This is a genomic window from Schleiferilactobacillus harbinensis, from assembly GCF_008694105.1.
In the GTDB taxonomy this organism is placed as follows: Bacteria; Bacillota; Bacilli; order Lactobacillales; family Lactobacillaceae; genus Schleiferilactobacillus; species Schleiferilactobacillus harbinensis.
Genome location: NZ_CP041364.1, coordinates 3,169,814 through 3,182,847, shown reverse-complemented (window position 1 = coordinate 3,182,847; position 13,034 = coordinate 3,169,814). Strand labels below are relative to the sequence as shown.

Below are 13,034 nucleotides of genomic sequence, written 5' to 3'. Positions count from 1 at the left end.
CGGAATTGACTAAACACACTGTACTCTCAATGGTCTAAATCTAAAGTGCCACCATAGATCAGATGTGTATACATTTGAGTACGTTTTAGAAAGCAGGTCCTGCCAGATGGACACTGGCCAAGCACTGAAAGCATTTCGCACCGCTAAACACATTAAAATGACCGACATTGCCGACGATGCCGTATCCCAGTCCTTATTATCCCGTGTTGAACGCGGCGAGACGGATATCAGCCTCAACCGATTCAATCATTTATTGCAGCAGCTCCACGTCACCCCAACGGAGTACTTTGCGGCTGTTAATTCAGCAGCACCGGCGGCAGATCCGGAAGACCGATATCTGGGCTATTTCCCCCAGTTTTCGCTCGATACAGAAACTGTTCAGAATAAGACTCGGTTAACCGCCCGATTGACCGTTGCGCAGTCCCTGGCCGCCCAGACCAAAGCAGAATACACCAACCATCCCAGTCAGTGGCGGCTCATCACCTGGCGAGCGGCGGAACTTTTTGTCAATCGCATCACTGCCCATTTAGACCCAACGCAGGTGGTCCCGGTGGACAGCACCCCGGCCCAGTCTTACTTATTGAATTTAGAACACTGGTCCTTGATGGACGTGATCCTCTTTTCTTATTTTGCCGACCAGTTAACCCCAACGATTAAATTGCGGTTGTTGCAATCCCTGTTGCACCATATCCCGAATACTGGGCTCGTCCAGTCTTGGGCATCCCTGTTAACCGACATTGTATTTGGGCTGTTTCAACAGTTCATGGTGGCCAGCCAGCTGGTCCATGCCCAAATTACACTGACCATCATGGGCCAACTTGAAAAGCGGTTCAACCAGACCGATGATGCGATTCTGCTGCTCTTTATGCAGGGGTGGCTGACGTATGTGCAAGCCAAAATCAACCAGCCGGCTGGCAAGCTGCAAATGGATGATGCCATCTCTATTCTGTCGATTCTGAACTATCCTCAAACAGCCAAAAAATACCGGCAATTAGCAGACAGAATTACCGGTATTGATTCAACGCCAATTGTTGGCGACATTACATTCAATCATTAGATTCTAGGGAAGCTGTTTTCTTCACCCTAGTCAGCATCAGCACGATCCCGCAGCATAATCGCAGTACTTGTTGAAATATGATATTTGCCGCGGATCAACCGCAGTTGCGCAGTGACGTCTGGGGTACTGTGCCTAATCTTTTCAATCTCTTGACGCACTGCCTCTTGGGCGAGCAACCGTTGAAGGGTCTGCTTCTGACGTCGTTCGTGCAAAATATAAATTGCCAAACTAGCGCCGGCTAACATCGCAAAAATCACTAAAAACATGAAATCGCCCTCTCCGCTGGTGTCTGTTGCAGTCGTCACCAGGTTAAACAAAGGCTTGCCATCTCTTCTTGCTCATCCACGAACGTGTCTCCTGTACTGTCATCATAGCGAGAGTTTCTGCCTGCTGCTATTTTAAAAATCGTAAAATTATATCAAAATATCCGTGAAACCGGCCTCCTGATAATGGTTCTCCCACTTTTGCAGGCGCTTCGTCAGCAGGTCGATCACCGGATCCTCGTCAAAAATCCGGGCAACTCTGATTGCTTCTGTGCATTTTTGCCGCCCCGCGGCTGGTTGATCCTGCTTAAACAGGAGCAGCCCCTGATTGAAAATATAAAAGATCCGCGGTGCGACGATGCCGCTTCCTTCATCCGCCAGAAAGTCTTCAGTCATGCGCAATGTCGCGGTGGCTAAATCCAAGCGATTATGGGAGACGAAAATAGAAAAATTGGTGTTGAGGATAAAGGGCACGATCTTAAAATACTCATACAGGCCAATATACGATTTGCCCCGACTCAACGCGGGCTTCATCAACGTGAACAAATCATCATCGGCCAGCGTTGGGCTGTACAGATTGTACAAGCTCAATTCCGTGACCCCCCACGTCTCAACACGACCTAAATAGCCTTGCGCCTCGGCCACCAAACGGCGGCGACTGTCCGCTGGTATGGCGGGCTGGATACCGTAGCTTTCCGTCAGATAGATCCATAGGGCGCCGGCCACCAGCCGCTCCAGTCTGCGGGTCGGGTCATGGGCATACTTTTGCAGATCAACCTGAGCAGCCATAGCCCACCCTGCTGGTGATTTGCCTTGGGTCTTTAACTGGGCCACCAGCCGGTCAACGGCAATATCGGATTCGCCGGCCAGCTGGACGTGGCGCATCTCTGTGATATTGCTGTTGATGTTGGTTAACACCTGCAGGAGTACATTAATTCCCAAATCCTGGCGGTCAGTTTCAAAGCGCGATAATTGCGCCACTGAAATGGCCTCGCCCGCCGCTTCCCGCAGAGCCATGTGCTTATCCAACCGAATCCGCCGCACGGCCTGTCCCGCCGTCATCATCATCGCCAACTCCTTTTGCATATTTGCAAATATTTACTTGATTGTATTGTACCGCCCTTATCCTATAGTCAGCAAAGAAAAGGAGATGGGCGTCATGTTCCATTACTTTAAGAAATTCTGGTTCCGTAATCTGGTGTATCTGGTGATCGCCGCGGTCCAGGCCGGCTTAACGATCGTTACAGCCCTCTTGGCCGTTGCGGAATTGAATGCCCTGATTAAATTTGATTTCAACGGTTTTCTCAAATGGACCTTGCTGGATATCGGCGCGTTCGCCCTGCTGCTTGGGATGAACTATGTGGGCGGTGTACTGCAGGCCAAGACGATTCAAAAAATGGCGAATGCCCTGCGCCGCGATATTGGGACGAAATTGAGTCAGCTGACCTACAGCGCATACCATGCCCACCAGGCCAGCGACTATAGTTCTTGGCTCAGCAACGACATCAACCAAATCGAAACGCAAGGCTTTGCCAACGTTTACGAAATGGCGGGCAGTATTCTGACCGCGGTTTTCTCCATGATCACTTTGGTCGCCCTGCACTGGGCCCTCGCCATCGCCACAGTGGGCTTCGCCGGTTTAATGATTGCCGTCCCGCTGCTGGTCCAAAAGGCCATGGCTCATGCCAGCTTAGCCGTGACGGAAAAGAACGCGGCGTTTTTGCAAAAAGTCAACGATCATCTGAATGGTTTTGACACATTATTGGCCTTGAATCACCGGCACCGTTTAGTCGACGCCATCACCACCGCCCAGCAGCCGCTGGCGGCGGCCAAAGTAAAACAAGCTAAAGTCCAAGTGATTGCCGGCATCTTGGGCGGCATCACCAATATTCTGGCCCAGGTCGGGATCATCTTTATTACCGGCCTGCTGGCTTTGCAGCATATTGTCCCCGTGGGCATGATCATTTCCACCGGCAATCTGTCTTTCCGGGTCTTCGGCACCCTGGCTGAGTTGTCCACCATGATTGCCATGGTCCGGGGAACCAATGCCATCTTTGCCAAGTACAACGACCTGCCAGCGCCGGTAGAACCAGCCAAGACAACACTAACGGCGCTGCACAGCGGCATTGTCTTGACGGATCTGACCGTAGCCTACGGTCAGGCTCAACCGGTCATCCAGGATCTGCAGCAAACCTTCCGGCTCGGCGGTAAATATGCCATCGTCGGTCCCAGCGGCAGCGGTAAATCCACGCTATTCAACCTGCTGGCCGGCAAACTCACCGCGTATCGCGGTTCATTAACGCTGAACGGGCAGGAATACCACGATTTGGACCCCACGGCGATTCGCGATCACGTCATGTATTTGGACCAAACCCCTTATATTTTCTCCGGCAGCGTGCGGGACAACCTGACGTTGGGCGATGACTATAGCGATGCCGAGTTGATTGCTGCCTTGCAGCGGGCGGCGTTGTGGGACCAAGTCCAGGCCCTGCCAGCAGGGTTAGACAATAGCGTGGGGGAAAACGGCCGCAACTTTTCTGGTGGTCAAAAGCAGCGGCTAGCCTTAGCCCGGGGTTTTCTGCGGCACAAGCAGATCATTCTGATGGACGAAGGTACGGCGAGTTTGGATAAGGATCAAGCCTTGAAGATTGAAGAAACGCTGCTGAATGATCCCAGTTTAACGGTGCTGATGATCACCCACCAACTCTATCCCGAAATCACCAAGCAGCTGACAGCAGTGCTTGAATTGCAGCCGGCAGCGCCGGCGGTCACCGCTGCGCCAACACTGGCGACGGCTTAACAAATGCGGCACACTTTCTCTGATTCTAGAGAAAGTGTGCCGTTTTTCATCCAATTATTCCTGTTCCGGTTGAATCACATACAACGTCGACCCATAATCCCCCAGCATCCGCACCTGATCACTATACCCTGACAGCATAAACTGATTATTCAGCATCACGCCAGTGGCCAGCAGCGCACCGGTCCCCGTGTAGTGCTCCTGGGCATCCGGAATGCTTGTGCGGCCCTGGGCAGCCGGGAGATGATCCAATAATCCGGCATACTGACTCAGCATGATGCGCTGAGGCTTGCTCGCCATGGTATACATCGTTTCCGGGGCCAAGCCGGTCACGGGCAGGAAGTCATACCCGTGGGCCGCACTGATATGCTGCTGGAAAAAGCCGGCAATTGCCGTATCCCCGGCCTGGACCTGCCAGCGGAACTGTTGCGGCTGGGCGGCCGGATGGCGGGTGAACGTCCCAAATTGCAGCAGATGGCGATGCTGTTTATAGAAAGCCGTCTGTTCCCGAATCTCATCCCGTTCTTCAGGAGTTAGCTCATTCAGGTCCATTTCGTACCCTAGCACTCCGAAGCTGGCCACATTGCCCCGGGTGGACAACGGCACGACGCGCAGGGTCTGCTGGTTCGGCGAAGCGGACACGTGGGCGGAAATGGCCGACTGGGGATAAAGATAGCTTAACCCCTGCTGGATAGTCAGTCGTTCAATGGGATCGGTGTCGTCGGAAGACCAGATTTGGGGGCCAAAAGTGAGCATCCCCAGGTCGAACCGATTGCCGCCGGAGGAACAGGTTTCTAACAGCACCTGCGGCCGCGGCCGGAAAATCCGGCGCAAGACCGCGTACAAGCCCAGGATATAGCGGTGGTTGAACTCAGCGTTGTCCGCCAGCGCTGGCGAGTACATGTCGGTGATGTGCCGGTTCATGTCCCATTTAACGTAATCAATACCTGTGGTGTCAATGACGTGACTGACCTGCTGGACAATGTAGTCCTGCACGGCTGGCTGGGTCAGATCCAGCACCAGCTGATGGCGGCCCAAGACTGGCGCCCGGCCGGGCACATGCACCGCCCACTCCGGGTGCGCCCGGTAGAGGTCGCTGTTTTCGTTAACCATTTCCGGCTCAAACCACAGGCCGACTTTCAACCCTAACCCATGGACCCGCTGGACAAACGCTGGTAAGCCATGGGGAAACTTGCGGGCGTTGACCGTGTAATCCCCCAGTCCCTGGGTATCATCGTCCCGGGTACCGAACCAGCCATCGTCGATCACGAAGAGCTCCACACCGAGATCCTTGGCCTGCTGGGCCAGCGCAAACAGCTTATCTTCATTGAAGTTAAAATACGTCGCTTCCCAGTTGTTGTACACGATGGGCCGGTCTTGATGTTGAAAAGCGGGCGGCACGACATTATCATTAATGAACTTGTGAAAGTGCTGGGAAACACCGTTCAAGCCGCGATCAGAAAACGTCAGGGCCGCACTGGGGGTTTCGAATGCTTCCCCAGGCGCGACCGACCAGTGGAAGCCTTGACTGTTGATGCCGGTCATCAGCCGCACAAAATTCTGGTTCGTGTGCTGGATGCGGCTTTCATGATTGCCGCTGTACAGCAGATTGACGCCATACGCCCAGCCGGTATCTTCCGTGGTCTCCGCGGCGCTGAGCAGGAAGCCGGGGTTTTGCTTGTTGGAACTGCCGCCAGTGAGACTGTTCAACACGATCGTGCCGTCGGTGACCGGCTGCACATGGTGCTGCATCTCGCTGGCCCACGCCCCGGCGAAGGAGTGGAGCGCGTAGCCGCGATTGGGCATGTCCCACTGGGCACTCATGATGCGGTCGATCACCAGCGGCTTGGCCGTATTGTTATGCAGGACCACCCGCCGGGTAATCACATCGCTATCGGGCAAAACCGTATAGGCTAGTTCTAACGTGATGGCTTGCAGTTTATCCCGCAGCGTAACATACAGCGTCTGACTGCCGGTATCAGGCTGATCCGTCGCCTGGGGCAGGATTTTTGACGGCGCAACACCGCTGTAAATGTGGTGCTCTTGATAGATAAAATCCGACACATAGCTGCCATCAGCCATCTTCAAAATCAGCGGGCTGTCCCGGAAATCACCCCGGCCAAAGCCGGCGTATTCCTGGGGCAAAGTGTCCAGACTATACGTCCAATCCTGCTCGTCATAGGCCACGGTACTACCCAGGCCGCTGGTATGTTTGAAGGCCACGGCGGTGGGTCCTGGGGCGTTAGGCGCGGGCCATAATACAAGTGCTCCAGCTGACCGTGGGCGGTGACCCGGAACCAATACGACGTGTGGGCGGTGGTGATATAGAATACGTGCTGTCTTTCTTCAATCATGGGCAAGGTGGTCCTTTCTTGTTTTCTTCCTTCAGTGTATCCGATTGCACCAAGCAATGCATCCCTTCCCTCGCGCGAACATTCATTCTATAATAAAACTATTAACGATTCGAGGGAGGGCACATGATGGCGCAGCGCATTGGCGTACGGGAACTGGTGGAATTTGAATGCAAGTCCGGCGACCTGGACGCCAGTCAGAGCAGCACCAATACGGCTCTAGAAGGCGCCCGCATTCACCGGATGCTGCAAAAGCAGGCCGGGCCCAACTATGAGAAAGAGGTCACGCTGAAGGCCGCGGTGACGCTGGCCGGGGAGGACTACACGATTGACGGCCGGGCCGACGGGGTGGATAAAGACGACGCTTCCGGCCTGACCATCGTGGATGAAATCAAGACCAGCGCCCTGGACTTCGCTGAACTCAGCGATGACGCTCTGGGCCGCTACTGGGCGCAGGCTGCCGTCTACGGCCATTTTTTGTGTACCGCGCGCCAGCTGGACCGGATCATCCTTCAGCTGACCTACTACCAGACCACGACGAAGCAGATCACCCGCCAGCAATGGCCCTTGCCCGCCGCCGACTTGGCCGAGTATTATCAGGCTCTGCTTCACGATTACGCGGGCTGGGTCATTTTTCGGCACCAGCTCAAACAGGAGCGGGATGCCTCTTTGACACCGTTGACCTTTCCCTTTGGCGACTTTCGTCCGCAGCAGCGGGAATTTGCGGTGGCGGTGTACAAGACGATCCATACCCAGCAGCGGTTGTTTGTTCAAGCCCCCACGGGCACCGGCAAAACCATGGCGACGCTGTTCCCCGCCGTGAAGGCGATGCCCGCCGAAGGATTGAACCGGTTGTTTTATTTAACCGCGAAAGAAGCGACCCGGCAAAGTGCCGAGGACGGGTGCCGCTTGCTGATCGACCAGGGGGCGCAACTCCGGTGCATTACGCTGACGGCGAAGGATAAGATCAGTTTTTGTCCGCCGGAAAAGCGGACGCCGGAATTATGTCCTTATTATCGGGGTTACTATGACCGGAACAAGGATGCCGTGAAGGATATCATCAGCCACGAACGACTGCTGGACCGGGCGACGATCGAGCGCTACGCCAAGAAGCACACGGTGGATCCCTTTGAACTGTCCTTAGACGCCGCCCGCTTCGCCGACGTGGTGATTTGCGATTACAACTATCTCTTTGACCCGCTGGTTTTTTTGCAGCGGTTCTTCGCCCAACCGGATTCCAGCCAGTTTTTCTTGATCGATGAAGCCCATAATCTGATCCATCGGGCCCGGGATATGTATTCAGCGACGCTGACCAGTGCCGGCTTAAGTCCGCTGGCCGCCACGCTGCGCCAGCACCACCAGCGGGAAGCCAGCAACGCCCTGCGTCAATTGCGGACTGCTTTTACCGCCGTGGGTAAAGCGTTGACCGCTAAGGAACAGAATGAGTGGGTCAGCGTTGAGGCGTTGACCGAATTTAATCAGAAAGTCGCCCGGTTCGTGGAGCGGATCCATGAATGGCTGCCCGGTCAGCCGGCAGATGAGGATATCCAGGCTGTACTGCCAGTGTATTTTGACTGTATCAGTTACAGCCGGATCGCGGAACTCTATGGGGAGCAGTACCGAACGGTGGTGGAACGCGAGCACCAGCAGGTCCGGATCACCCAGCTGTGCCTTGATCCAGAACCATTCGTTGATGCCTGTCTGCATAAAGGCCGCGGGGCGGTGCTGTTTTCAGCCACCCTGTCGCCGCTGACCTACTACCAGGAACTCTTAGCCGATCCCGCCGACAGTTTGGTTTACCAGCTGCCCTCCCCATTTCCGGCAGGCCATCAGCTGGTGGTCATTCGGGACGATATCGCCACCACGTATCAGCGGCGGGCGGCGAACGAAGCACGGATCGTCGCCGCCTTGGCGGCCTTTGCTCAAGCCCGAACGGGGAATTACCTGGTGTTTTTGCCTTCGTATCATTATTTGGAACAAGTTTACATGGCCTTCTCTGCGGCATACCCGGAAATCACCGTTTTCAGCCAAACCGGCGGGATGGCGGCGACCGATCGAGCGGCCTTCTTGGCCCACTTTCAACCCCACCCCACGGCCACCAGCGTCGGTTTCGCGGTGCTGGGCGGGTCCTTTGGCGAGGGCATTGATCTGCCCGCTGACCGCTTGATCGGCGTCGCGGTGGTGGGCGTGGGCCTGCCTGGGTTGTCGCTGCGCAATAATTTACTGAAAGCATACTTCAACGCCCGCAACGGCCAAGGGTTCACCTATGCCTATCAACTGCCGGGCCTGAACAATGTCCTCCAAGCCGGTGGCCGGCTGATTCGGGGCATGCACGACCGGGGCGTGATCCTGCTGCTGGACGAGCGTTTCGCCCAGCCCCGCTATCAGCACTATCTGCCCCTGTCCTGGACCCGCAATCTCCGCCTGGCCCACACGGATGACCAGCTGACGACCCTGCTGACTGACTTTTGGAAGGAAGATCACGATGACGAAAACCGCCCTCACCCTGGATCTTGAACATACCCTGTACGGTTACTGCCGCGACGCCGGAGCGGCGGTCGTGGAAGAGGTGACCATGCCGGACAACAAAGGCATCGTCGACACCCTAGCCTGCCAGCTGCTGGCACCGGGACAATTCGAATGGCGTTGTTATGAGTTAAAGGTCACCAAATCTGACTTCCATTCCAGCGCCCAGCTGTCTTTTGTCGGTCACTATAATTATTTTGTGCTGCCCCTGGCCCTTTATGAGGAGGTGGCCGCCGAAATTCCCGCCCACGTCGGCGTGCTTGTGTATCGGCCTTATGAGAAAGCGGACCCAACGCAGGTGGCCACGCCTTATCCTGGGTATTTGACCATTGTCAAAACCGCCCGCCAGCAGGAATTGCAGGTGCCCGCCGACGAGCTGCTGGACCGCTTTCTCCATTCCCTGACTCGGGAAGTGGATAAGGCCAAGCGGATGGATCAGGGGCTGCAGGGCTTTGGCACCGACCAGCTGTACCGGGAACTCAAACGCCGGGCCAAGCTCACTGATCCGCTCTACCCCACACCCCATTATTACAACCGGTTCCTGCAGGATCTGAATCAAGAGGCGATCACGGATCTGACGGATCAGGCCACAGCGCTGAAGGCCGACAATGCCCGCTTGCGCCGGGAAGCCAGTTATTGGCGCTGGCGTGCGGGTCAGGGGCGGCTGCCATGAGCGGATTAACGTATTGGCCGCTGCTGCGCGGCCGCCAATTCGACCTGTTGGCGCTGCAGTTATTGACGCAGAAAAACCTGCTCACGGACCGGATCGTGCCGATTATTGAACCGATCCGTGATGCTGCGATCCTGCCCCGGCTATTGAAACTGCGCAATCGCGCCGGGCTGCCCACGGTCGTGATTCAGAACCCCAGCGTCGGCACTTACGGCTTGGATAATCAAAAACGGTACCCGCTGACCGCCGCACTTGCCGATCCCCAGATTCTGCAAGGCTGGTGGTGGCGGCCAGAGTTGGCGGTCCCACCAAATCAGGTGCTCTTGCTGGATGACCCGCAACTGCTGCCGCCCGCGGCCATTATCCGGCAGGCCCGGTACCTGGTAGTGCCCAGTGATCCTCGGATTTTACATGCTGTTCAGCATCCCCGGCGTATCTTTCTCCACGATCCTTGGCCCCGGGTCTGGCGCACCCAAGAATTCGGCCAATACGCCGATACCCCGCTGCTGGCCGAACAGCATTGGGCAGCGGCCCACGGTTTCATCGGCATCAGCGACTATTCCCTGAGCGGCGCGCCCTATTTTGACAAAGGCTGGGCCCAGGGCACGATTGCCCTGCACATCGCCTACTTCCGGGACGGCGGCGTCTGGCTCCATCATTTCCTGCCCCCCGCCGCCAGCGGACCGCAGGCGGTACAATTTCAACGGCTCCAGGCCGAACTGCGCCGCTGGCTGGCTTCCCACCGGCACAGCATTCTCTGGGATGCGCCGCTGCGGGAATTGCTGCATTACGGCGACATTGACCACTATCCCGGATTGGGCGTCATCAAAAAGCTCAGCGTCGCGCACCAGATTCTATCGGTGCAGCACACGCTGAGCTGAGTGGTTTGCTTATTTTGCCTTGGCCCGACTGTGCACATAGCGCCACAGATTGATCAGCGTGGCCGCCAAACAGATAAAGAACGCGACAATCAATGTCGTATGCATCCCCGCCAGGAAAATATCTGGACGGCCGTTAATGTAGGTCGTTGTCGGTTTGCCGTACGCCTGACTCATGGCGGAAAACAGGACCGTGGTGGACGCCGAAATGCCGACCACCATCCCCAGATTCCGAGCTAACGCATTCATCCCGCCGGCCACACCGAGATCCCGCTGAGAGACGGTGGACATGACGATGGTGTTATTCGGCGACTGGAAGACCCCATTGCCAAAGCCCATGACGCCAACCAACGAACCAAACAGCCATAACGGCGTGGATAAAGTCGCGGTGATGTAGCCGACTTGACTCAAGGTCAAAATAACCAGCCCTACTGTCGTCAGCAGTTCCGGGGCGAAACGGTTTTGCAGCGATCCGGAAATGGGCGATACGATCACCTGCACGATCGGGAACAGCATCAGCAGATACCCCGCCATATTCGGCGCCAAGCCCCGGGCGTTTTGCAGATAAAACGGGGCAATGACGTTGAAGAAAAAATTAGCGACGAAGATCAAAAAGCCGGTGAACAAACTCATTGAAAAATCTAGATTCTTGAAGAGGTGGAAACTGAGCAAGGGGTCGATGGCCTTTTTCTGCTCGATCCAAGCAAACAGACCAAACACCAGAATAGCCCCGGCAAACAACGCTAAAACCAGCCCATTCGCGAAGCCCACGGCCTGGCCCATGAAGATTGCCAGAAACAAGCTGACGATCGCGATGGCAAAGGTGATCGCGCCGGGCCAATCAATTGGCCGATTTTCTCGGGCAATGTCTTTTGGCAAAATAAAATGGCCCAGCAGAATCGTCAACAGACCGAGGGGAACGTTGATCCAAAAAATATAAGCCCAGGGCAGCTGCGCCAACAGCAACCCGCCGATCCCCGGCCCGGCAATTGCCCCCAGGGAGACGAAGGAGCCGATCAGCCCCAGTGCCTTGCCCCGCTCACGCATGGGAAAGACTTCGGTAATGATGCCGTTATTGGTACTCATGGTCATGCTGGCCCCCAGGGCTTGAACAACCCGCGCGCCCAGTAAGAACAGCAGCGAATGATTAAAGCCGCAGAGCAGCGACCCAATGGTAAACAGGACCGTGCCGACGCGGAAGACTCGAATTTTGCCGAAACTATCCCCAATTTTACCGAATAAGAGCAAAAGCGCACAGATCGTCAACAGATAGATGGAGACGATCCATTCCGCTTGGTTGGTCATGATATGCATATCGTTACTGATAACAGGCAGCGCGATATTGACGATACTGCCATCGAGAGTAGCCATGAAGGTGAATAGTCCCACGGCCGTCAGAATCCACCAGCGATGTTTTTGCACCGTGGGGTTGTCTACGTAATTTGTTGTTGCCAAAAGCCAAGCTCCTTCCCAGATTATTGTATTTTTGCACGAAAAAAGGACTGAGACACATTTCGTTTTGAAGCGCACCGAGTGCCAATGCGGAGCAAGCGGAGGCAAAATGGGCTCAGCCGTGCAACCACACGGCGGCTTGCCGCCGATGTGGTTAGGCGTGTTTGAGACGGCGCTTTTGCCGGCTCAAACCGCCGTCACAGCGTTCCAGCCCATTTTGCCGTAGCTTGCGTAGCATTAGCACGGCGTACGAAGAACGAACTAATCCCAGTCCTATTAGTATACGCTGATTTTCTGAAAAATATTCGAAACTACTGCGCGACCGCGGCGTTCAAAGCCACGTGCATCATGTCGCCGAAGGTATGGGCCCGTTCCTCCGCGGTGGTTTCTTCACCGGTCAGGATGTTATTAGAAATGGTCAAAATGCCCAGGGCCCGGCGGTTGTATTTAGCCGCGATCAGGTACAGGGCGGCACATTCCATTTCCAACGCCTTAATGCCGTATTCCTGCCACAGCGGGAAATCCTTGCCCTCCGCATAGAACTGGTCCTCGCTGAGCACGTTGCCCACGTGGATGCTGTAGCCGGCATCCTTCGCCACGTGGTACGCCTTATCCAGCAAATCAAAGTCTGCCAGCGGGGCATAGTGGATCCGGTCACTGAAGGTATGGTCAACCACGGCTGAATCCGTCGATGCCCCCTGGGCCAGCACGATATCCCGCACGTTGACATCAGGGTCGATGCTGCCGGCCGTCCCCACGCGGATCAGAGTGTGGACGTTGTAGTCGTTGATCAATTCATTGACGTAAATACTGATAGACGGCATGCCCATCCCGGTGGCCTGGACCGAGATTCGAGTTCCCTGGTAAGTCCCGGTAAAGCCCCAGGCGTTGCGCACGGTATTATAGCGCGTCGCGTCAGTCAGGAAGTTCTGGGCAATATACTCGGCCCGAATCGGGTCGCCGGGGAGTAGAACGATGTCGGCGATTTCGCCGGGTTTCGCAGCAATATGCGTACTCATGAATGAATAACCTGCTTTCTT

General features: G+C 55.7%; 10 protein-coding genes. 5 read left to right on the top strand and 5 right to left on the bottom strand.

Annotation, left to right across the window (positions count from 1 at the left end; genetic code table 11):
• Nucleotides 1-106: 106 nt before the first annotated feature.
• The gene (locus FMM01_RS15595; protein WP_150393131.1) at nt 107-1,057 is read left to right on the top strand and encodes an Rgg/GadR/MutR family transcriptional regulator; all 951 of its coding nucleotides are present in this window, start codon (nt 107-109) and stop codon (nt 1,055-1,057) included.
• Between the two features lie 26 nt (nt 1,058-1,083).
• Here FMM01_RS15595 and FMM01_RS15590 read toward each other — a convergent pair whose 3' ends face one another.
• Both FMM01_RS15590 and FMM01_RS15585 read right to left on the bottom strand, forming a co-directional pair.
• Entirely contained in the window at nt 1,084-1,323 is a 240-nt protein-coding gene (locus FMM01_RS15590; protein ID WP_150393130.1) for a hypothetical protein, read from the bottom strand.
• A 147-nt stretch (nt 1,324-1,470) separates the two neighbouring features.
• Complete coding sequence (locus FMM01_RS15585) at nt 1,471-2,385, bottom strand: Rgg family transcriptional regulator (protein WP_190973404.1); 915 nt, start codon at nt 2,383-2,385, stop codon at nt 1,471-1,473.
• Between the two features lie 94 nt (nt 2,386-2,479).
• On the opposite strand from FMM01_RS15585, the gene FMM01_RS15580 reads away from it, so the two are divergent.
• On the top strand, nt 2,480-4,120 hold the full coding sequence (locus FMM01_RS15580) for an ABC transporter ATP-binding protein (RefSeq protein WP_190973403.1): 1,641 nt from the start codon (nt 2,480-2,482) through the stop codon (nt 4,118-4,120).
• Nucleotides 4,121-4,174: 54 nt separating this feature from the next.
• Here the strand turns inward: FMM01_RS15580 and FMM01_RS15575 are convergent, their stop codons facing one another.
• On the bottom strand, nt 4,175-6,340 hold the full coding sequence (locus FMM01_RS15575; protein ID WP_223849980.1) for an alpha-galactosidase: 2,166 nt from the start codon (nt 6,338-6,340) through the stop codon (nt 4,175-4,177).
• Between the two features lie 257 nt (nt 6,341-6,597).
• On the opposite strand from FMM01_RS15575, the gene FMM01_RS15570 reads away from it, so the two are divergent.
• From FMM01_RS15570 to FMM01_RS15560, 3 genes are read left to right on the top strand one after another with little or no spacing between them, the layout of a single operon-like run.
• Nucleotides 6,598-8,985, top strand: a complete 2,388-nt coding sequence (locus tag FMM01_RS15570; RefSeq protein WP_190973402.1) for an ATP-dependent DNA helicase — start codon at nt 6,598-6,600, stop codon at nt 8,983-8,985.
• Nucleotides 8,954-9,667 (top strand): hypothetical protein, encoded by a 714-nt coding sequence (locus FMM01_RS15565; RefSeq protein ID WP_035441037.1) that lies wholly within the window; start codon nt 8,954-8,956, stop codon nt 9,665-9,667. The genes FMM01_RS15570 and FMM01_RS15565 overlap by 32 nt, the downstream gene beginning before the upstream one ends.
• Nucleotides 9,664-10,545 carry a sce7725 family protein gene (locus FMM01_RS15560; protein WP_150393126.1) on the top strand — a complete coding sequence of 294 codons (882 nt, stop codon included), beginning with the start codon at nt 9,664-9,666 and terminating at the stop codon, nt 10,543-10,545. Before FMM01_RS15565 ends, FMM01_RS15560 begins: the two co-directional genes overlap by 4 nt.
• Before the next feature lie 9 nt (nt 10,546-10,554).
• On the opposite strand, the gene FMM01_RS15555 is transcribed toward FMM01_RS15560, so the two are convergent.
• The gene (locus FMM01_RS15555) at nt 10,555-11,997 is read right to left on the bottom strand and encodes an MFS transporter (RefSeq protein WP_223849979.1); all 1,443 of its coding nucleotides are present in this window, start codon (nt 11,995-11,997) and stop codon (nt 10,555-10,557) included.
• A gap of 308 nt (nt 11,998-12,305) precedes the next feature.
• Nucleotides 12,306-13,013: a purine-nucleoside phosphorylase gene (gene deoD, locus FMM01_RS15550; RefSeq protein WP_027829272.1), complete on the bottom strand. Its 708-nt coding sequence runs from the start codon at nt 13,011-13,013 to the stop codon at nt 12,306-12,308.
• Between the last annotated feature and the right edge of the window lie 21 nt (nt 13,014-13,034).